Here is a 22,214-nt window from a genome sequence, read left to right as displayed (position 1 = left end):
GTTTTTAAAATCTATAAGTATAGGTAACAGAAGGAATACAAGGCAGTATTGTTATTTTCTTGATGACAGTTTGAGCTTTCTTCTGTCCGGTATTTCCATGATAAATACTTTCGTAGAAATCATCGTAGTATACGTTGTATCTATTTTGGTATTTGCTGTAAACGATATTCGGATTCATGGCATTGTATGCATTGTAGATACTGATATTCCAGGTACGAATACCATGTTTGGTCTTCTTGTTGAAGTTGACGCCGAGATTCAAACGATGGCTGGCGGGAAGGCGGTAATTGTTACGCCGGGAGATGTAGCCGGTTTCCTCAATAGAGCCATCGGGTTTGATGATGATTGTTGCCTTTTCGGGGATAGTGATACATCCACCGGTATTGAATATCCAGGAAGCTCCTGCATCAATGCGGTCACTGAACTTATGGCTGAGATTGAGGCTGATGCTGTGGCGGCGGTCATATTTGTAGGGGAACCATCGGCCTTGGTTGATGGTACCGTTCTTAAAACGGTGATCGGTCTTGGATAGGGTATATGCGAGCCAGCCGGTAGTCTTACCCAATGTTTTCTGTGCCATCAGTTCCAGACCGAAGGAGCGGCCTTCGCCCATTTCTACTTTTTCCTCCCAGTTGGTAGAGGTGCCGAAGAAGGATACACCGTCTTGATATTCAAGTATGTGTTTCATCTGTTTATAATATCCCTCGACGGAGAACTCCCAACCCGGCAGTCCGGAATAGTAGCCTCCTATGGAGAACTGGTTGGCATACATCGGACTGATGTCTTTGGTAATGGGTACCCAGAGGTCGGTAGGCATAGACAGCGGAGTAGAGGACAGCAGATGCACATACTGTGCCATGCACGTATAGGATGCTTTGGCAGAATATCCTTGTCCGAGGTCATAGCGGGCGGAAAGGCGGGGCTGCAACGAATAGTAGCTTTTCCCTTGTGTGTGGAACAGCGATGTGCGTACACCTGCATTCAGACTGAGCCTGGCGTTTACATTGAAATTGTCTTCGGCGTAAAGGGAGATTTCTTGTCCGCGCATGGCATGGCTGTTGCTGGTATTGTAAACCGTATCTTCCTGGAGGGCGCCATTATCTATATCTTGTATTTTCGAGGTAGCTATTCCCGGACGGAACGTATGGTGGATGTACTCTGCACCGAACTTGATGTGGTGCTGCGGCATGGGGGTGTAGTCAAAGTCCATACGCGCACTCCAGTCACGGATACCGGAGTTGAACTTGGAGGAGTAATAGTATCTGTCTTGTACTTTATTGGCGACAGTATAGGTATCTTCTATGTTTCCGTCCAGCCCCATCTCATATTTGTTGTATGAGACGGTGGTGTTGCAAAACAGCTTGCTGTTGAATACATAGTTCCAGCGGCCGTAGGCGATGGTGTTTCCCCAATTCAGATGGCTGTTGTCCTTGGAATAATTCTTAATGCTGTTGTCGTAATTGTCACCGTGGTAGTAACTGTCATAATGATAGTGGTCCTTCCCCTTGTAGAAACTGAGGAAGATGCGGCTACGGTCGCTGAATTTATGGTTGACCTTTGCATTGACGTCGTAAAAATAGTAGTTGTATTTGTCGGAATAGGTGTCGTCTTTGTCTACAATGAGATTTTTGAAGAATAGGGTGGGGATGGCTCGTGCGCTGAAACTGAAGGAGGTCCGTTCTTTCCAGATAGGGCCTTCGATATGCAGTTTGTCCGTCAACAGGCCTATGCTGAATGCGCCGTGGTATTTATGCATGTCTCCGTCGTTGGTCCGTACATCTACTATAGACGAAAGACGCCCGCCGTAGCGGGCAGGAAAAGAACTTTTGAAGAGTGTGGTGTTCTTTACCGCTTCGGGCGTAAAGATGGAGAATACTCCCAACAGGTGGTCTGCGTTGTAAACTGGAATTCCGTCCAGCATAACCAGGTTTTGGTCGGGACCTCCCCCTCGCACATACATGCCAGCAAAACCTTCCATGCCGGCTTGCACACCCGGCATCAGCTGAATGGTCTTCAGCAGGTCGGCTTCTCCCAATATGGACGGGGTATGCCTGATTTGTGTCATCGGTATCTCATGCGCTCCCATGGCTGTGCTTTCTATGCCGGCCTCCCGCTTGTCCGAGAGCACTACGACCTCTGCCAGCTGGTTATTACTGTCCAATCTGACGTTGAGCAAGGTGTCTTTCGTCAGCTCGAACCGGCTATGCCGGCTTTCGTAGCCCAGGTAGGAGAAAACCAGTTCCGTTTCCCCTTCCGGCAAGGTGAGGGAATAGAAACCGAAAGGATTGGTGGCAGTACCTGTGGAACGACGACTCTCAAGGATATTGGCACCAATCAGCGTCTCGGAAGACGCTCCGTCGGTCACGTATCCGCTGATGGTGAACTTACGGCTAACGGGTTTCTGCGGCACGGGCCGCTTATGGAGTAGAATGTGCTTTCCGGATATTTCGAACGTGATGGGTTCGTTTTCAAAGGCACGTTGCAATATCTCACTGATGTTCTTTTGTTTCATCTCCAGTGTGATGCGGTGCGTGAGCTTTACTTCTTCCCCATAGATGAAGGAGAATCCGGTTGCATTTTCCAGTTGCTTCACGAAACTCTCTAAAGTTGCGTTACGGATATTCAGGTTTATACGTGTTTCCTTGTTTTGTGCTGGTGCATGGAGTGAGGAGCTTAAAAGAACCACACACATCAGAAGTACGGTTCTGATGCGGTGGTGCGAACAGATAGTAGAGCTGGTCATTGTCAGTTAAGTTTAGTAGTAAGGATAATGGTGTTGTTTTCTTTTTTATAGGTAAAGTTACCGGCTTCCTTCAGTAGGTCGAGGATTTCTGTAAGACTCTCCCCTTCGCGGAAGGTAGCTGTCATGTGATAGTTCTTCAGGCTGTCTCCTTCGATACGTATATCGGTACGGAACGTTTCGGAAAGTTGACGAACGATTTCCTGCAAGGGTTGCTGATCGAATGTCAGTACGCTATGGATTACTTGGGTTTCCTCGGTAGTATGTACGGCTTCTGTGGGAATGGCTTCCCGTTGCGGTGCTACGTATAAGAACTGATAGGCTGCCCAGCTCGTTACACAGAGCAGGACTACGGCTGCGGCACTGGCTGTACGCATCCAGAACCGCTTCATGCTGCGGCGCTTTAACAAACGGCTTTCCAGCAGCTTCCAGCTGTTTTCTGCCGTAAAGCGTCCTCGTGGGGAACGGGTAGAAGCAACCAGTTTGTTCAGTACCTTGTCGAAATTCTCGTTATTCACTTTCATTTTTGGCAATTTATTAAGAGCCTATGACTCCTTTCCTGCATGTAAAGACAGCTGCTTTTCAGGAATTCCCTATGCCTATATCCTGAAATAATGTTAATCTAAAGCTCTTTGTCCGTGAAAGTCCGTCCAGCTTACGTGTGACTTCCTTGCTTCTCTGTTTCAATCAATAGGGAAAGTCTGCATGAGATGTGCATCTCATACATACATACGCGGCTTCTTGCGAGGAAGATAAAGCAGAGTTCACTCCGTCAGCAATGCTTCCTTGAGTCTTGTGAGTGCTTTTTGCAGTTGCGCGTCTACTGTCTTAGTGCTGATGTTCAGCTCCTCCGCCACTTGTGCATAGCTTTGTTTCTCTTCGCGCAGGCGGATGAATACTTCACGGCAACGCTCCGGCAGGCGGTCGAGCGCCTTGACATATCGGGCAAACAGTTCTTCGCTGATAAGAGTGTCTTCGGGGGAATCGGCTTGGTCTGAAAGTTCGGGAAGCTGTTCGGACGAAAGTGTAGGGTGCCGGTTCTCTTTTTCCAGGTAATTGAGGGAGGCGTTTTTGGTAAGGATAAAGCAGTAATCCTCTATGTTGTTCACTTCCGGCAACCGGGCGCGTTGTTCCCAAAGCTTCATGAAGACGTCGAGCACAATTTCTTGCGCCCACTCTTCGTACTTCACGAAATAGCAGGCAATACGGAACAAACGGTCGTAGCACAGATTGTAGAAACTGTGAAAAGCCCGTTCCGAGTCTTCTTCCTTCATTTGGCGCAAGTAGCGTCTGACTTCTTGTTCGGTCATGCAGTCTCCCGGTTTTGCTGTTAATCAATGAACATCAGGTCGCTTATTATGCCGTCCGAAACAAAGATGCCTTCCCGGGTCAGGCGCAGGCGGTCTGCCTGCATCTCCAGTTTGTGGCTTTGGAGGTATGGAGCCGCTATTTTCATGCAATATTGGCATAATTCCGTGCCGAAGGCTTCTTCCGTATATGTCAGGGAGGCTCCCCACATGGTACGCAGGGAAGTCATGATGTATTCATTGTAACGGGTCACTTTATCCAGGATTTCTGTTTCGGAGGAACGCTGTCCCTCTTCAATGGACTTTATGTATCTTTCCAGAGAAGCTGTGTTCCATTCCCTTGTCTCCGCATTGAAGGAGTGGGCGGAAGGGCCGCAGCCCAAATACGGAATGCCTTTCCAGTAAGCGGTGTTGTGGCGTGAGTACATGCCGGGCTTGCAGAAGTTGGATATTTCATAATGCTCATACCCCGCGGCTCCCAGGGTGTCCATGAGCGCCGAGAAGAAGCGCAGGCTACTCTCTTCATCTACTTCGCTGATGCGGTGGCTTTGCAGCATTTCGTAGATGCGGGTACCTTTTTCGTAAGTCAGATGATAAGCGGAGATATGCTCCACATCAAGGCCGACGGCTTGTTGCAGGTCGCATTCCCACCGTTGGTCTGTTTCATCCGGCAGTCCATAGATAAGGTCGATGCTGATATTCCGGAAGCCGGCTTGGCGGAGGCGGTGTACGGCTGCGATGGCTTGCGTGGCATTATGCCGGCGGTTCAACAGTTTCAGGGTGGGGTCGTCGAATGTCTGTATTCCCATGCTTATGCGGTTGAAGGGGAGGGTACGCAGCATGGACACATATTCTTCCGTCAGGTCGTCGGGATTGGCCTCGAGGGTAATTTCTTCGGCATGTTCTGTTCCATACACCTCTTTGATAGTCCGGAATATCTGCTCGAAATCTTCGTGGGCGAGCTGTGAGGGAGTTCCTCCGCCAAAGTAGATGGTCTCTATCGGTTCTTCCTTCAGATAACCCTTGCGGGTTTTCAGTTCAGTGCACAAGGCATGGATGTACTGCAGCTTCAATTCGCTGCGAGTGGTGGAATAGAAATCGCAATAGATACAGCGTGTCTTGCAAAAAGGTATATGAATATAGATGCCTGCCATGGTATGCTTATGGATATTTATTGCAAAAATAGTCTTTTGGCAGGAGAATATATCGGTTTTCGGGACATTTAATGTAATATGGAAGGAGTCAGTGTCTTGGTGTGTATTCTCAGTTTTGTCTGTAATCCGGAAAAATAGAACATTTTTTGAGTCGTATGGAAATTCATTATTCCGAATAAATTCCTTTTCTTTGTTATCAGAAAAAGGAATAGGTGTCTATTAAAATAATGGGTAATATGTTTGAAGGACTTGACTTTTGGTTTGAACAGATTATAGCTTATTGTATTGCCTTTGTACTGGTGCAGTTCATGCAGAAACAAATATAACGGTAAATACTTTAGTCATTTCCGTCGTGGAATGATTTAATCTTGGGCTTTTTTCTTGTGATTTCTGAGTTTCTGGGGCACTAATGACCGATATTTACCCCTTTTTGAAACAATAGTGCCCCCGAAATTACCGGGGATGGGGTAATTTGCAGTATTGAAAAACAAACTTAAATAATATCATGAGAAAAAGTAACTACTTATGGCTGCTGCTGGTGGCAGTTTTATTGCTGCCCGTTCAGGAAATGGCTGCCAAGAAGAAAAAAGAGAAGGAAGTGACAGACCGCGAACTTTGGGTCGGGGTGTTGTATCAAATGGCTGCTCCGGACTGAGCAATATGAGTGAAGGGAAGCTCTAGGAAAATATGCAGGTGGAGCTTAGCCCCACTTGGGATGGACGCGACAAACGGGTGACCTATATGGAATGCTTCGGCCGTTTGATGGCGGGGTTGGCGCCCTGGTTCTCTTTGCCGGACGATGACACTGCCGAAGGCAAACAGCGCAGGCAACTTCGCGAGTGGGCATTGAAAAGTTATGCGCAGGCGGTAGACCCTGAAAGCCAGGATTACCTGCTTTGGTGGAAAGAGGGGCAGCTGCTGGTCGATGCCGCTTATATTGCTGAAAGCTTCCTGCGAGGATACGATGCTTTGTGGGTGCCTCTGGATAGTTTGACTAAACGGCGTTACATTGAAGAGTTCACCCGGTTGCGCCGTGTGAACCCTCCTTATACCAACTGGCTGCTGTTCTCGTCTACGGTAGAATGCTTCCTGCGCAAGGCTGGGGCTAAGAGTGAGGCTTACCGTATTGTCTCCGCTCTGCGCAAGGTGGAAGAGTGGTATGTAGGTGCCTTGCCCCTGGGCTTGTCCGCTGACCATCCGTTCTGGACAGATGCTCCGCAGGCATGGACCTAGAAAAAGGCGTGGAATTATCTGACTACTGTAGCCTTGCAGCCCGATGGTCGCATAGGGTATGTACAGCCGATTGGCGAGAAAGCCATTCACGGACAAGTGGTTGATGCCCACTCTACTGCTAACTTTGGGGTAGGGGTATTTCTGCTGGCAGCTTGTGAGATGGTGCGTTTTTTGAATGCCGACTGATTTGAGAGAGTAAATAAGTGTATATGTTACACAACATATACACTTTCTTTGTATTATAATGTATATAGTGTTAATTTTACACCCGTTAAAAGGTTTAATATAAAAAGATTATGATTGTACGGATGAAAAACACTTTCCGGATGCTTTTGGCGGCAATGCTATTGTCGTTGTTTGCACTTCCGGGATATTCCTGGCAAAAATCCTTTCCCCAAAAAGATTATGTAGCTTATTTCACTGGGAATAGTGGCGATGAAGAAGCTGTCCGCTATGCTGTAAGCATGGACGGTTATACCTACTGGGCATTAAATGATAATGAACCGGTAATCGATTCGAAAGTCATCAGCTCCACCGGGGGAGTCCGCGACCCGCATATCTTCCGTTGCGAGGATGGCAAGACTTTCTATACAAAACCCCATTCAGAACTTTGCTTTGGCGCCCAATAACCTGACGGATGCTCCGCAAATCTGCCTCGACTTTATGAAACAAGTGCCCACTACTTGGGACGAGATCCGTTTCATTGACGGCTATCCAGGGAGACATATTGTTCTTGCCCGTTGTCATGGCAACACGTGGTACATAGCCGCTGTCAATGCAACGACGGAACCTCTGAAACTGAAACTTGACCTTCTTATGCTGGCAGGACAAGAGGTATCTCTGTATAGTGATAACAAGAAGATGCAGCCTCAATTAAAGCTGCAGAAGATAAAGACTGATGGTTCTCTGCAACTCACGGTTCGGCCGCAGGGAGGGGCGGTAATCGTGAAATAAAGAAGGCATGGAGCAACCCTTGTTTTGTAATGATATATTATGACGGATTACTTATTTTTTAAATATTTGATTATCAAGTGTCTATAATTGGCCTAATTCAGCCGTATACTGAATGGCATTCACTATACGACTGAACCCTATTCACTATACGACTGAATGGCATTCAGAATACGGCTGATTGTGACTATCGAACTAAATGTAAATGATTAATACCGACTTAATACCATGAATAGATTCTTGAAATTATTGTCCTTGTGTCTGTTCTTGACACTGACCGTTCCTTTGTGGGCTGTGATGAACGGAGTGGCGAATGAACCCGATTCAGTCTACCTCTTTTCCTACTCCCATGCCGACGGCAGTGGCGGTTTGAAACTAGCCTGGAGTCCCGATGGCAACCGATGGTTCAGTGTGGCAGACGGCAACTCCTTTGTCAACTCCGACTTCGGTCCCTGGGGGCTGGATCTGATAGAGTATGCCAATGGCGATGCGCGCCGCACCGTGTGGGGAGGAGGAACTGGGTGTGCCCATGGTAGACGAACACTATTACGTGGACTCGGGTTGGATGATTCACAACCAGGACTATTAGGGAAAGTAAGGATAAAGGATTAGGGATTAAGGATTAGAGATTAGAAACTCTGTGCTTTTGTGGCTCTGTGTTGAAATTAAAAATCCGTGTAATTCCGTGCTTGAAAACATAATAACTCAATACCTTAAAAGATATGAAGCAATTATTGACATTGGCATTTGTTGCAGCCATAGCCGGCAATGCATCGGCACAAAAGCAGCAGTCTTTGCATTCGGGTTATCCCATCGACCCGGTGCCTTTCACTTCGGTCAAGGTGACCGACAGTTTCTGGGGACAACGCTTGAAGGCAAACCGTGAGGTAACCATTCCGCTGGCTTTCGGCAAATGCGAGGAGACGGGACGCTATGAGAACTTTGTGAAAGCGGCTCATCCCAGTGACGAATATAAAGTGGAGGGCTTCTCCTTCGATGATACGGATGTCTATAAGACGATTGAAGGGGCAAGCTATTCCTTGCAGACTTACCCGGACAAGAAACTGGAAAAATATATCGACAGCGTGCTCGTCATCGTTGCCGCTGCCCAAGAGCCGGACGGATACCTCTATACGGCCCGCACGATGAACCCGAAACATCCGCACAACTGGTCGGGGCCGGAGCGCTGGTCGGAGGTGGAGAATCTGAGCCACGAGTTCTATAATCTGGGACACATGGTGGAAGGGGCTGTGGCCTATTACCAAGCTACTGGCAAGCGGAATTTTCTGGATATAGCCATCCGTTATGCCGATTGTGTATGCAAGAATATCGGCGAAGGTCCCGGACAGAAGCGTGTGATTCCCGGACACCAGATTGCTGAAATGGCATTGGTGCGCCTCTATATGGTGACGGGCGATAAGAAATACCTCGACCAGGCCAAGTTCTTCCTCGATGCACGCGGTACTACGGCGCGCAAGAATATCTATTTGCAGTCGCACAAGCCCGTGCTGGAGCAGGATGAGGCTGTGGGACATGCCGTGCGCGCAGGCTACATGTACTCGGGCATGGCTGACGTGGCCGCCATCACGGGCGACAGCTCTTATGTCCGTGCCATCGATCGCATTTGGGAGAACATTGTGGGCAAGAAGATATACATTACCGGTGGCATCGGTGCGCGCCATGAGGGTGAAGCCTTCGGCGACAACTATGAACTGCCCAACCTGACGGCCTATAACGAGACGTGCGCCGCCATCGGCAATGTTTATACCAACTACCGTCTGTTCCTGCTGCACGGTGATGCCAAATACTTCGACGTGCTGGAACGTACGCTCTACAACGGTCTGATTTCCGGTGTTTCGCTGGACGGCGGACGGTTCTTCTATCCCAATCCGCTGGCTTGCGACGGGAAGTACCGTTTCAATGCCGACCACACGATTACGCGCCAGCCGTGGTTCGGTTGCGCCTGCTGCCCCAGCAACATCAGCCGCTTCATCCCTTCGCTGCCGGGCTATGTCTATGCGGTGAAGGATGACAAGGTGTATGTCAATCTGTTCCTCTCCAACCGGGCCAAGCTGAAGGTGAACGGGAAGAATGTGGTGCTGGAGCAGGAAACCTCTTATCCCTGGAACGGTGATATCCGCTTGACAGTGGCAAAGGGCAACCAGCCGTTCGTCATGAATGTCCGTATTCCGGGCTGGGTACGCGGCAGTGTGCTACCGGGTGGCTTGTATTCGTATGCCGACGGAGAGGAGCTTGCCTACCGCGTGTCTGTCAACGGTCAGGAGGTGAAGGGAGCACTGCAGAAGGGTTACCTCAGCATCGACCGCCACTGGAAGAAAGGGGATGTAGTGGAAATTCATTTTGATATGCAGCCGCGTGTGGTGAAGGCCAATGACAAGGTTGCCGCCAACCGTGGCCGTGTGGCCATAGAGCATGGTCCGCTGGTGTATTGCGCCGAGTGGCCGGACAATGATTTCGATATCTCCACCCTGCTGCTGAACCGGCATCCGAAGTTCCAAGTGGTGGAGCGCCCCGACCTGCTGGGCGGTATCAACGAAATTACCACCCGTGCGCAAGCCTTGAGCTATGACGCCACGGGCCGCCTTGCCGCGAAGGATGTGAAGTTGACGTTGATTCCTTATTATGCTTGGGCGCATCGTGGTGAAGGCCGGATGGAAGTGTGGCTGCCGATAGAAGTGGGAGCCGCTTCGGCAGAACTGCAGGAATAAACTATGTATCTGTATCTAAAGATTTTATTATTTTTGTAAACTGTTTCCGTATTACTATAACATTTGACATTACTTATATGAAACAACTGATTACCACCCTTTTATTGTCTTGCGCCTTGAGTGCGCAGGCACAACATGTAATGACCGTTGACGTATCCCGGCCGACAGCCAAGATACAGCCCACGATGTACGGCATCTTCTTCGAAGACATCAACTTCGGTGCCGACGGCGGACTCTACGCTGAACTGGTGAAGAACCGCTCCTTCGAGTTCCCGCAGCCCTTCGTTGGCTGGGTACCCTTTGGTAACGTCACGGTGCAGGACGCCGAGCCCTGCTTCGACCGCAATCCCCACTACGTGCGCATCGTCAACGACGGCCGTCGGCTGCGTGCCGGGCTCGACAACGAAGGTTTCCGTGGCATCGGCCTCAAGCAAGGCGAGGAATACCGTTTCACTGCCTATGCCCGCACTCCCGATGCCCGCCCCATGAAGCTCTCCGTTGAGTTGCTGAACTCCCGCGGCGAGAATCTGTTGACCAAGGAAATCGAAATCAGCGGCAACAGCTGGCAGAAGCAGACCGTCCTCCTCCGCTCCCCCTTCACCGATGCCCACTCGCGTCTGCGTGTGGTGTTGCTGACGGAGGGTACGGTGGACATGGACCACATCTCGCTCTTCCCCGTCAAGACCTGGAAGAACCGAGAGAACGGTCTGCGTGCCGACCTCGCCCAAGCGCTCTATGACCTCAACCCCGGCGTCTTCCGCTTCCCCGGCGGCTGCATCATCGAGGGCAACACCCTTGCCACCCGCTACCAGTGGAAGAACTCCGTGGGCCCGGTGGAGAACCGTCCGCTGAATGAGAACCGCTGGAACTACACCTTCAAGCACAAGGCCTTCCCCGACTATTTCCAAAGTCTGGGCCTGGGCTACTACGAATACTTCCTGCTGAGTGAGGATCTCGGAGCCGAACCGCTTCCCGTTCTCAGTTGCGGCCTCTCCTGCCAGTACGAGAGCAACGAAGTGGTGCCCCTCGACGAGCTCGACCTCTACGTGCAGGATGCCCTCGACCTTATCGAATTCGCCAATGGCCCCGTTACTTCCACCTGGGGAAAGCTGCGTGCCGAGATGGGACATCCGGAGCCGTTCCACCTCAAAATGATTGGCATCGGTAACGAACAGTGGGATAAGGTCTATACCGAGCGTCTGGAAGTCTTTACCAAAGCCATCCGCGCCCACTATCCCGACATCAAGATTGTTGGCTCCTCCGGCCCCAACGCCGATGGTGACAAGTTCGACTACCTCTGGCCCGAGATGAAACGCATCGGTGTGGACCTGGTGGACGAGCACTACTACATGGCCCCCGACTGGTTCTTTGCCAATGCCGCCCGCTATGACAGTTACGACCGCCGCGGCCCCAAAGTCTTTGCCGGCGAGTATGCCTCCCACGACCACCCCACGGGCAAGGCCAACAATTTCCTTGCCGCCCTCTCCGAAGCAGCCTTCATGACCGGGCTGGAACGCAACGCCGACGTGGTGCACCTTGCCACCTACGCCCCGCTCTTTGCCCATGTGGATGCCTGGCAGTGGAATCCGGACCTTATCTGGTTCGACAACCTCCGCATGATGCGCACCCCGAACTATTACGTCCAGCAGATGTATGGAATGAATGCCGGTACCGACGTTCTCCGTCTGCAGATGGACGGCAAGCCGGTGGCTGGGCAAGACAGCCTCTATGCTACGGCCTCCCTCGATACCCCTACGGGAGAAATTATCCTGAAGCTGGTCAACGCAGGCAGTACCCCGGCCCAAGTGCAAGTTAACTTCAACGGTTTGAGGAAACGCCAACTCATCGGCGGTTCGTGCACGTATCTGCAGAACTGTGACTGGCGTACGGTGAATACCTTGGAACAAGAAGCTCTCGTTCCCCGTATCCGCCCGGTGCAAGTCGGCGTGCAATCCCTCGACTTGGAGCTGCAGCCCCGTTCATTCAGCGTCTACCGCCTGCATTGACATCCCTTTCCGAAAGGTGGAGGGAGATGGCATACAGTTAGTTTTCCCTCCCCTTTCCGGGGCATGAGCCGTGGAAAATTGCTTTCGTGAGCAAATATTCATCCTTTTTGGGCCGATTCTCCTCTTGAAATAGCCCGATTCGCCTTATTTTTGTAACAGCATTCGGAGCATTCCCTATGCTGTTATTACTATTTTTAAACTAATCATCATGAAGAAACATCTTATTACCGGACTGTTTGCAGCCTTGGCCTTGTCTGCCAGCGCACAGTCTTTCAAAGAATGGCTCGACCCTGAGGTCAACGCCGTGAACCGTGCCCCCATGCACACCAACTACTTCGCCTACGAGTCGGCCGATGTCGCCACCCGGGGCTTGAAAGAACAATCGTCCCGTTTCATGACACTGAACGGCATCTGGAAGTTCTTCTGGGTGAAGGATGCCGATGCTCGCCCTACCGACTTCTGGCGTGTGGGCTACAATGACAAAGGTTGGAACGACATCCCCGTCCCCGGCGTGTGGGAACTGAACGGCTTTGGCGACCCTATCTATGTGAATATTGGCTACGCCTGGCGCAACCAGTTCCAGAACAACCCGCCGCAGGTGCCCGTCGAGAACAATCATGTAGGTTCTTACCGCCGTGAGATTACCGTGCCCGCCGACTGGAAGAATAAGGACATCATCGCCCATTTCGGCTCTGTCACCTCCAATATGTATCTGTGGGTGAACGGCCGTTATGTAGGTTATAGTGAAGACAGCAAGCTCGAAGCCGAATTCGACTTGACCCCTTACTTGAAGCCCGGCCAGAAGAATCTGATTGCCTTCCAGGTATTCCGCTGGTGCGACGGTACCTATCTCGAAGACCAGGACTTCTTCCGCTACAGCGGTGTAGGGCGTGATTGCTATCTCTATGCCCGCGACAAGAAACGCATCCAGGATATCCGCGTCACTCCCGACCTGGATGCCGACTACCGCAACGGTTCCTTGAGAGTGCAGCTCGATGTGAAGGGTGGCGGTAACGTCAGCCTTGAACTGCTGGACGCTGCCGGAAAGCAGGTGGCTACAGCTGCTGCCAAAGGCAGTGGCACTGCCCTGATAAATGTGGAGAATCCTCATAAATGGACGGCAGAAACACCCTACTTGTATACTCTGCGTGCCACCCTGCAAGGCAGCAGTGAAGTGATTCCCGTAAAGGTAGGTTTCCGCAAGATAGAACTGAAGGGAGAACAGATACTTGTCAACGGCCAACCCGTCCTCTTCAAGGGCGCCAACCGTCATGAGATGGACCCGGACGGCGGTTATGTCATCTCTCGCGAACGTATGCTGCAGGACATCCAGGTGATGAAGCAGTTCAACTTGAACGCCGTGCGCACCTGCCATTATCCCGACAACAATCTTTGGTATGACCTTTGCGACCAGTACGGTATCTATGTAGTGGCAGAGGCGAATATCGAGTCTCACGGCATGGGCTACGGCGAGCAGACCCTTGCCAAGCGTGATGATTATAGAAAAGCGCACTTGGAACGCAATCAGCGCAACGTGCAGCGCAGTTTCAACCATCCCAGCATCATCTTCTGGTCGCTCGGCAACGAAGCCGGCTATGGTCCTAACTTCGAGGCCGCCTACGATTGGGTGAAAGCCGAAGACCCCAGCCGTGCCTGCCAGTACGAGCAAGCCGGTAAGACAGGCAAGACTGACATTTACTGCCCTATGTACTATGGTTATGAGGGCTGCCGGAAGTATTGTGAGGATGCCTCCATGACGAAACCTCTCATTCAGTGCGAATACGCTCACGCCATGGGCAATTCTGAAGGAGGCTTCAAGGAGTATTGGGATTTGGTTCGCAAGTATCCCAAATACCAAGGCGGCTTTATCTGGGATTTCGTTGACCAGTCTCCCCGTTGGACGGGCAAGAACGGCAAGATGATTTATGCCTACGGCGGCGACTTCAACCGCTTCGATGCCAGTGATGTGAACTTCTGCGATAACGGTCTTATCAGCCCCGACCGTGTGCCCAATCCTCACATGTACGAAGTGGGGCGTATCTATCAGGACATCTGGACTACTCCGGCCGACTTGGAGAACGGTGAAATCAATGTGTTCAACGAGTACTTTTTCCGCGACCTCTCTGCCTATTACATGGAGTGGGAGGTGCTGAAAGGCGGCAAGGCAATTCGTACCGGTCGCGTGGATAATCTGAATATAGCTCCTCGGCAGACAGCCAAGATTAAACTGGATTTGGGCAAGACCTGCCAATGTACCGAATGGCTGCTGAACGTTTCCTATAAGCTGAAGAACCGCGAGGGTCTGCTTCCCGCCGGCCATGTGGTGGCCAAGGACCAGCTGGCACTCAATCCCTACAAGGCTCCTTCCATGGAACTGAAGAACTGCGTGCAGAGCAATGTAGAGGTGGTGGCTCCCCAAGTGCAGGATAACGATTGGAAGTATCTCATCGTTTCAGGTGATGCGTTCCGGGTAGAAATCAACAAGCACAACGGTTACCTGACCAAGTACGAAGTGAACGGACAGAATATGATTAAGGACGGTGAGGCCTTGACGCCCAACTTCTGGCGTGCTCCGACCGACAATGATTTCGGTGCGGGCCTGCAACGCAAGTACATCGTTTGGAAGAATCCGGAAATCAAGTTGACTTCTTTCAACCAGCGTACGGAGAACAATCAGGTCATAGTAGAATCAGCTTACGATATGCCAGGTGTTTCCGCTAAGCTGGCCTTGACGTATGTCATCAACAATGCCGGTGCCATCAAGATAACCCAGAAGCTGATAGCCGACAAGAACGCCAAAGTTTCGAACATGTTCCGTTTCGGTTTGCAGATGCCCATGCCCCGCAGTTTCGAAACAGTCGAATACTACGGACGCGGTCCGGTTGAGAACTATAGCGACCGTAACCATTGCACAGATTTAGGCATCTATCGCCAGAGCGTGACAGAGCAGTTCTATCCTTATATCCGTCCGCAGGAAAACGGAACAAAGACCGATATCCGCTGGTGGAAGATGTTGAATCAGTCTGGCAGTGGCATTAAGATTGTGGCCGAAGCCCCCTTCTCCGCATCGGCCTTGCACTATACCATCGAGTCTTTGGACGAGGGTTTGGACAAGCAGCAGGGACACTCGCAAGAAGTGGAAGAGGCTGATTTGACTAATCTCTGTATCGACAAGGTACAAGCTGGTCTGGGTTGTGAGGACAGCTGGGGACGTATTGCGCGTCCGGAGTACCTGGTGCCATACGCTGATTATGAGTTTACGTTCATCCTTTCTCCCGTGCGCCACAGCATCGGAATAGAATAACATTTACTGCGTACTAAACCACTGGTTTCATAACACAGCAGCGGTCGCCCTCCCCATTGGAAAGGCGACCGCTTTGCTATTGATGCTTTGTTTGCTTTTGTATATTTCTTCGTTTATATCATGATACAACTTACCTTTTCCGGCAAATGCAATCTGTCAGATGATCGTTGATAAATCCCGAAGCTTGCAGATGGGCATAGCAGATGGTAGAGCCGAAGAACTTGAATCCCCGTTTTTTCATGTCTTTGCTCATGGTATCTGATTCGGGAGACGATACCGGAATCTCACTCAATGACTGGAAGTGGTTGATAATCGGTGTCCGATCGGGAAAGAAGGATAACGTGTAGTTGTAAAAGCTGCCGAATTCTTTCTGTATGGCAAGAAACAGCCGTGCATTGGTGATGGTCGACTTAATTTTCAGACGGTTTTTCACGATGCCGTCAAAATGCATCAGCCGTTCCACGTCTTCGTCAGTCATTTGCGCCACTTGTGAGGCATCGAAATTGCAAAAGGCTTTGCGGTAGCCTTCCCGCTTTTTGAGGATGGTTATCCAGCTCAGTCCGGCCTGGGCACTTTCCAATACAAGGAACTCGAATAGTGTCTTGTCGTCTGTTACCGGTTTTCCCCACTCTTCATCGTGGTATTTCACATACAGCTCGTCGGTTCCGCACCAGCCGCAACGTCCGTTTATAATGTCTTGCATAAGAGTTATTTTTGTAATGAGATGCTAAGATATTGTTTTCATTGTGAATAAACAAATCTATCTATTCAGAATGGACAGTTTCCATATTCTTTCTTACTTTTGCAAAAAGGTGGTTTGGCAAGAAGGACAAGATAACTCTTGCCAATCTCGGCAAGGCAGGCATCCAGACGGTATGTTACAACCTAATGCCGGTGATTGACTGGATTCGCACGGACTTGCAACATTCCTAGGAAGATGAGACATTTCCTATTCAAGCGTTTGCTGGCGCTATACAAAGGGATAGACTGGGAGGTTTTACGCGAAATATGCGTTATTTCTTGTCTGTCATCATGCAGGTGTGCGAAGAATATGGGATGAATATGTGATACACCCTAATGACCCTCCTTTTCAGATATTGTGGGCCGCGTATTGTGACAGACGAGGCGGATATTACCTCGATATTGAGGGCAGTGGACAATCCTCATAATGGCCTGACTTTTTATGCCGGTTCATTGGGTACCGGTGAACAGAATGATACCCGTGAACTGGCAAGGAAGTTTGCCAAGCGTACCCACTTTGTGCATTTGCGCAGTACGAAGGCAATGCCGGCTGTGGTAGACGATGAATTGTACGGAAAATCTGTTTGATTGATTTTTCGTGTAATCCATGTCTAAATAATCTATTAGCGTATGTAAGTCCGACTTAATAGTTGAAAGCCTTGGATTTTACGTAAACCTTGAAGTCTTTGATTCCACCCGGTACCTCGCTTTCCATTCTGGGTAGATATTGTATGCCGGTCAGGGTGCGGGTACTACCCAAGTCAATCACGACAGAATGCGGGTATGGAGTGTCTTTTGTTGTGCTCCAATAGGTTGATTCCTGGAGGTCGAAGATTTTGTCCGCAGAACAGTTGACGTGGGATACGTCTTCGCTGTCGGCATAATTGACAATCCAGGGTTCGCGTGACAGACGTTCCCCATTCTCATCCAGCAGATACATTTCGGCAATGCAAGCCAGGTCTTTTCCATCTTGTGCACTCAAGGCTTCCAGGCAGACATAACGTCCGGTGACGGGTTGGTCGAATTTGCGCTCCTGCCAACCGTTGCCGGGATTGAAGCTGCCGGAGAGGACGGGCTGCTCACCGGACAAGTCGAGATTTTCACCCTCATTGCGGTGTGTCAGCGGTTTGGTAACGAGTAGTTGGTCCAGCAATGGCTCGCTCAGTCCTTCGGACTTAACTTCTTTGGGACCGATGATGTCGAAGACAATCACTTCATTCTCGCCTTTCTTCAACCAGCATCCCGGGATGTAGAGGGTCTGTTGCGGGCCGATTTCCCAAATGCGTCCCATGGCGTGCCCGTTGACGTAGACAAGTCCCTTGCCCCAAGTCTCGAAGTTTAGGAATGTGTCGCTGGGCTTGTTCACCTTAAAGGTGGCACGGTAGCAACCCGGAATGTGTTGTCCTAACTCATCTTTCAGTGAGCCGATGGGCTGGAACTTCATGTTCTTATAGAAATCGTATGTATCTTCGAGATTATAGACTTCCCAATCCTTCAGGTTGCAGGTGAAAGGACGGCCGTCGATGTCTACGGTAAGTTCTACGCTTTGGGTGATACCCTTGAAGTCCTTGATGGCACGTCCAAAGTTGATGCGGCCCATGGCTTCTACCAGAATGTCGAGGCGTGCACCTTTGGGGCAGGCGGGGAATTCCAGTTGCTTTTCACCGTTGCGGCGGTCCAGTTTGCCGATGTATTTGCCATCTAGGAAAACTTGGGCATAATCGTGCGCATCGTTCACAGTGAGCAGGGACGGGGTTTTCATCTCGGGCAGTGTGGTGCGGTAGAGAATACTTCCGAATCCCTGGTTATATTCCTCCATGGTACGGATATTGCAGTCTTTCTTGGCAGCAGGAAGATTGTCGAACAAAGGAGCCATCTCTGTAAATTGGAAAGACGGAATACGGATGGGCTTGATTAAAGCGGGAACTTTAGCCTGCTTCTCGCCGTTCATGTATTTGGACAATGCTTTTCGCAATTCCCAGTATTTGGGAGTGGTCTGTCCCGATTCGCTGATGGGGCGTCGTAGTCGTAAGAGGTTACGTCAGGGGCGAATCCGGGTGAGTTGGCTCCTGCCCAGTGTCCCCAGTTGGTCCCTCCGTGGGTCATGTAGAGGCTGAAGGAGATGCCTTTGGACAACATCTCGTCAATGCCGGCAATCATGTCGGCAGCCGGACGGGTTTCGTGGTTGGCTCCCCACTTGTCGAACCAGCCGCTCCAGAATTCGGAGCACATCAGCGGGCTATCAGGACGGAGTTTCTTCAGCGGTGCAAACTGTTGGTCGATGTTGGCTCCTGTACCGAAGTTCATGGTCCATACCAGGTCGTGGAGTCCGTTCTTGGTGAAGTTGGACGCCCAGTCGCATTGAAACAGTGCTACGCCGGGGTAATTGGCGCGTACGATGTCGCGGATTTGCGATACGTAACTTTTGTCTTCCCCGTAGGAGCCGTATTCGTTCTCTACTTGTACCATGATGATGGGACCTCCGTTCTGTATGGTCATGTCGGCTACCTGCTCGGCAACGGCTTTTTCAAAGATGCCTACACGTTCTATGAAGTAAGGGTCGGATTCGCGCAGGCGTATGTCCTTCTTCTTGAGCAACCACCAGGGCAGTCCGCCCATTTCCCATTCGGCACAGACATAGGGCCCTGGGCGCAGGATGACATACATATCGTTCTGCTGGCACAAGCGGCAGAATTCTGCCAAGTCATTCTGCCCGGTGAAGTCGAATACACCCGGCTGAGACTCATGAGAGTTCCAGAAGACGTAGAGGCAGACTGTGTTCATGCCCAGTGCTTTGCACATTTTGATGCGTTGGTCCCAATAGGCCTTGGGGATGCGTGGATAGTGCAGTTCTGCGACTTTGAGACAAACGGCTTGCCGTTCAATAGGAATGTTCCTTTGCCGGCAGAGAAGTCGCCTTGTCCTTCCCATTGGGTACGCGGGTCCCAGCTGTCGCGCCAGGGTATCGTGATTGTTCCGTCCTTGCCGAATTCAAGCGGGAGCCATACGTAGCGCGAGTCCTCAAGGTCTTTCTTTTTCCAGCGGTCGAACATGGCAATGTAGGCATTTCCTTTTCCGTATATTTGCTGCACGTAAGTGCTTTGTGCATAGAAGGTCTTGTCTGCATCAGGACCGGTACATGGATTGCCGATGGTAGTCCATTGCCCCATGATGGAGTCGGCTACAGCCAGCTCGGCAACATTGGGATCCCAGCCGGTACAACCGGAAGAGAGCATATAGTATTTGCCGTTATACTTGAATACGGCGGGTGCTTCGCGGCTTTGCTTCACGAAATTGCGTGTATAGCGACCAGTGGGCTTCAGGTAGTCATCCGTTAGCTCGCTTATATATAAGGTAGCGTTGTTTTCCGAAGAGTAGAACTGATATGCCTTGCCGTTATCATCAATGAACACTGTTTGGTCGCGGCTCATCGCACCGTTGGGACGGAAGCTGCCTACATAGGTGAATGTTCCGGTAGGAGAATCGCTGACCGCTACGCCGGCACATGCCTTACTGTAGTCAGCACTTTCCACATGCGCCCACATGACGAATTTCTTTGTCTTCTCGTTGTAAATCACTTTGGGACGTTCCAGCACCTTGCTGGGGTGCAGGTCGTGTTTCTCGTCGTCTTTCACGGCAGGAAGTACAATACCCTCGAACTTCCAGTTCAGCAGGTCTTTCGAAGAGTAGCAGCTGACACCGGTTACGTCGGTGCGGTAGCATTCCCACGTAGCCCATTCGGGCAGGATGGTTTCTCCTTTTTTGTATTCGCCATACCAATAGTAGGTTCCTTCGTGGTAAAGAAGGCCGCCGCCATGGGCATTGATGGGATTGCCGTCGGTGTCTTTCCATACTTCCCCTGGTATGATTGCGGCATTTTTCGTTTGTGCTTTTGTTTTTGCAGATGGCAGGCAGCAAAGGCAGGCCAGCAATGCAAAACTCCAAATAATTTTCCTTTTCATTTAAGAATTCGGTATTAGATAATTAATAAATCGTTTATGTTTTGGGCAAAGATATGCGAAAGTTGAGAAATGGAGGGTATGTAAATGTGTCAAAAAGAGGTTGTGTCAAAATGCTGACACAGCCTTTTTTTATGCGCAAAGCCCAGACTTTCTCAAGCCCGGGCTTTGTTATTACCCAAAGTTTTCGTATCTTTAGGCATAAAGTTTTTCGTTATGGCAAAGTTACATTTTCGTCCTTACATTCCCAACCAAACCGTTCTTTTTCCACAAAGAATTGATGAAAACATAGCTGCGAACGACCCGGTCCGCATCGTGAATGCTGTTATTGACAACCTCAATCTTGAGAGTTTCAAGAAGCTTTATAAGGAAACGGGCCGTTGTCCTTATCATCCTAAAATGATGCTTAAGGTGATAATCTACGCCTACATGAATAATTATTATTCTTGCCGTAAAATAGAGAAGCACCTCCTTCGTGACATTCATTATATTTGGCTTGCCGGTAATGAGCATCCGGATTTTATCACGATCAACCGTTTTCGTAACCGTGTAAAGGAGGAAATAAATAATGTATTTACCCAGTTGATTTTTGTCCTTGCCGATAAAGGTTTCATCAGCCTTGATGTGGAGTATATTGACGGCACCAAGATTGAATCCAAAGCCAACAAATATGCTTTTGTCTGGCGCAAGACAGTCGAACGGAACCGTACGAGACTAATGGATAAAATCCGTATTCTCTTGGAGCAGGTGGATGAAACCATTGCACAGGAGAACTCTATAAAAGACACATCCGTGGAGTTTACTTCCTGCAGGCTCTCTGACATAGTGGATGAACTTAAAGAAGCCCTGGAACGCCAGCCTGCAACAAAGGATAAGGAAGAAAAGAAAGCCCTGCGCAAAAAGAAGAAGCAGGTCAGGGAACTTGAAGGGTATCGTGACAAGCTGATAGAATATGACAATCACCTTGATACCCTTGGAGAACGTAACTCCTATTCCAAGACCGATCCTGGTGCCACATTCATGCGCATGAAAGAAGATGCCATGAAGAACGGGCAGACCAAACCCGGATATAATCTGCAAATAGGTACTGAAAACCAATTTATCACAGACTTCCGTCTGTTTCCCAACCCTACCGATACACTGACCCTCATACCTTTTTTCCACTCTTTCCAGTACCGCTATAACCGTTTACCGAATATCTGCGTGGCAGACTCCGGTTACGGTTCGGAAGAAAATTACCGGTTCATGCAGGAGAATGGGATAGAAGCCTTCATCAAGTACAATTACTTCCATAAAGAACAGCGTCCCCGTTATACTCCCAACCCGTTCCATGCCGAAAGTCTCCATTACAATGCCCAAGAGGATTATTACGTTTGTCCTATGGGACAGCACATGAACCGTATAGGAACCAAACGTGACAAGACAGCGAGCGGATACATCACCGAAAGTGCCCGGTATAAAGCAAAAAGATGCGAAGGTTGCCCTTTGCGTGGCAGTTGTTTTAAAGCTCGGGGGAACCGTATTATAGAAGTCAACCACCGATTAAATCAATACAAACGGCAGGCACGGGAAAGGTTGCTCTCAGAAGAAGGTATCAAGCATAGAGGCAGGAGGTGTATAGAACCAGAAGCTGTGTTTGGACAAATGAAATACAACATGGCATACAGAAGATTCCGGCATGTGGGAGAAGACAAGGTTACAATGGACTTTGCTTTCTTTGCTATAGCCTTTAATATCAAAAAAATGTGCGCTAAACTGATAAAAGAAGGAAAGGGGCTCATTACAGTTGCCAAATATTTGTTTATGGGACTATTTATAACCCGATATAATTGGAATATAGCAACTTGCTGCCAAATGCATGAGGAAAAAGTAGCATAGCCAAAAGAAAATATAGCAGAACTTAAAATATAAAAGAGGTTGTGCCAACGTTTTGACACAACCTCTTTTTGTGATGTTTTTCTGTCTTTTCTATTTGGTTTGCACTTGTTTCTTAAGTTATAGGTAGGGGGTATTGTGTTTTATAACATGCTTCCCGATGTTGCTTTTCTTTGAATTAATGCCTAATTTGCGCCTCACAAAAAGTTAACGGC

At 49.7% G+C, this 22,214-nt stretch carries 10 protein-coding genes and 8 pseudogenes; 12 read left to right on the top strand and 6 right to left on the bottom strand.

Features of this window, described 5'->3' with window-relative positions:
• Positions 1 to 4 precede the first annotated feature (4 nt).
• From HUX74_RS19060 to hemW, 4 genes are all read right to left on the bottom strand, one after another.
• Positions 5 to 2,743, bottom strand: coding sequence for a TonB-dependent receptor domain-containing protein (locus tag HUX74_RS19060; protein WP_254592895.1), 2,739 nt, complete (start codon positions 2,741 to 2,743; stop codon positions 5 to 7).
• A gap of 2 nt (positions 2,744 to 2,745) precedes the next feature.
• Positions 2,746 to 3,264 carry a DUF4974 domain-containing protein gene (locus tag HUX74_RS19055; protein ID WP_117600857.1) on the bottom strand — a complete coding sequence of 173 codons (519 nt, stop codon included), beginning with the start codon at positions 3,262 to 3,264 and terminating at the stop codon, positions 2,746 to 2,748.
• A gap of 240 nt (positions 3,265 to 3,504) precedes the next feature.
• Positions 3,505 to 4,050, bottom strand: a complete 546-nt coding sequence (locus HUX74_RS19050) for an RNA polymerase sigma-70 factor (protein ID WP_009037909.1) — start codon at positions 4,048 to 4,050, stop codon at positions 3,505 to 3,507.
• 20 nt (positions 4,051 to 4,070) lie between these two features.
• Positions 4,071 to 5,201 carry a radical SAM family heme chaperone HemW gene (gene hemW, locus HUX74_RS19045; RefSeq protein ID WP_117966726.1) on the bottom strand — a complete coding sequence of 377 codons (1,131 nt, stop codon included), beginning with the start codon at positions 5,199 to 5,201 and terminating at the stop codon, positions 4,071 to 4,073.
• A gap of 505 nt (positions 5,202 to 5,706) precedes the next feature.
• On the opposite strand from hemW, the pseudogene HUX74_RS19040 reads away from it, so the two are divergent.
• The 9 genes and pseudogenes from HUX74_RS19040 to HUX74_RS19005 form a co-directional block, all read left to right on the top strand.
• A pseudogene (locus tag HUX74_RS19040) lies at positions 5,707 to 6,368 on the top strand (DUF2264 domain-containing protein); the annotation flags it as partial.
• Between the two features lie 66 nt (positions 6,369 to 6,434).
• A pseudogene (locus tag HUX74_RS19035) lies at positions 6,435 to 6,620 on the top strand (glycoside hydrolase family 88 protein); the annotation flags it as partial.
• Positions 6,621 to 6,730: 110 nt separating this feature from the next.
• Positions 6,731 to 7,024 (top strand): annotated as a pseudogene (locus HUX74_RS19030) (glycoside hydrolase); the annotation flags it as partial.
• A pseudogene (locus HUX74_RS19025) lies at positions 7,023 to 7,388 on the top strand (glycoside hydrolase family 97 C-terminal domain-containing protein); the annotation flags it as partial. The pseudogenes HUX74_RS19030 and HUX74_RS19025, both read left to right, overlap by 2 nt.
• 225 nt (positions 7,389 to 7,613) lie before the next feature.
• A pseudogene (locus tag HUX74_RS19020) lies at positions 7,614 to 7,844 on the top strand (hypothetical protein); the annotation flags it as partial.
• A gap of 16 nt (positions 7,845 to 7,860) precedes the next feature.
• The gene (locus HUX74_RS21110) at positions 7,861 to 7,974 is read left to right on the top strand and encodes a hypothetical protein (protein WP_371808752.1); all 114 of its coding nucleotides are present in this window, start codon (positions 7,861 to 7,863) and stop codon (positions 7,972 to 7,974) included.
• A 133-nt stretch (positions 7,975 to 8,107) separates the two neighbouring features.
• Positions 8,108 to 10,114, top strand: a complete 2,007-nt coding sequence (locus HUX74_RS19015; RefSeq protein ID WP_174647234.1) for a glycoside hydrolase family 127 protein — start codon at positions 8,108 to 8,110, stop codon at positions 10,112 to 10,114.
• A gap of 77 nt (positions 10,115 to 10,191) precedes the next feature.
• The gene (locus HUX74_RS19010; RefSeq protein ID WP_174647355.1) at positions 10,192 to 12,120 is read left to right on the top strand and encodes an alpha-L-arabinofuranosidase C-terminal domain-containing protein; all 1,929 of its coding nucleotides are present in this window, start codon (positions 10,192 to 10,194) and stop codon (positions 12,118 to 12,120) included.
• Between the two features lie 208 nt (positions 12,121 to 12,328).
• Positions 12,329 to 15,424, top strand: coding sequence for a glycoside hydrolase family 2 TIM barrel-domain containing protein (locus HUX74_RS19005; RefSeq protein ID WP_174647233.1), 3,096 nt, complete (start codon positions 12,329 to 12,331; stop codon positions 15,422 to 15,424).
• A 130-nt stretch (positions 15,425 to 15,554) separates the two neighbouring features.
• Here the strand turns inward: HUX74_RS19005 and HUX74_RS19000 are convergent, their stop codons facing one another.
• Positions 15,555 to 16,127 (bottom strand): DNA-3-methyladenine glycosylase I, encoded by a 573-nt coding sequence (locus HUX74_RS19000; RefSeq protein WP_117599977.1) that lies wholly within the window; start codon positions 16,125 to 16,127, stop codon positions 15,555 to 15,557.
• A gap of 128 nt (positions 16,128 to 16,255) precedes the next feature.
• On the opposite strand from HUX74_RS19000, the pseudogene HUX74_RS21105 reads away from it, so the two are divergent.
• Positions 16,256 to 16,355 (top strand): annotated as a pseudogene (locus HUX74_RS21105) (mannonate dehydratase); the annotation flags it as partial.
• 18 nt (positions 16,356 to 16,373) lie between these two features.
• Positions 16,374 to 16,714 (top strand): annotated as a pseudogene (locus tag HUX74_RS18995) (mannonate dehydratase); the annotation flags it as partial.
• 94 nt (positions 16,715 to 16,808) lie between these two features.
• Here the strand turns inward: HUX74_RS18995 and HUX74_RS21100 are convergent.
• Positions 16,809 to 20,127, bottom strand: a pseudogene (locus tag HUX74_RS21100) (beta-galactosidase).
• Positions 20,128 to 20,340: 213 nt separating this feature from the next.
• Here HUX74_RS21100 and HUX74_RS18985 point away from each other — a divergent pair.
• On the top strand, positions 20,341 to 22,002 hold the full coding sequence (locus HUX74_RS18985; protein ID WP_174647232.1) for an IS1182 family transposase: 1,662 nt from the start codon (positions 20,341 to 20,343) through the stop codon (positions 22,000 to 22,002).
• Positions 22,003 to 22,214 lie beyond the last annotated feature (212 nt).

This window comes from Bacteroides sp. Marseille-P8574, assembly GCF_902825465.1.
Taxonomy (GTDB): domain Bacteria; phylum Bacteroidota; class Bacteroidia; order Bacteroidales; family Bacteroidaceae; genus Bacteroides; species Bacteroides uniformis.
Note: the sequence above shows the minus strand (reverse complement) of the source record. Positions and strands in the feature narration are given on the sequence as shown.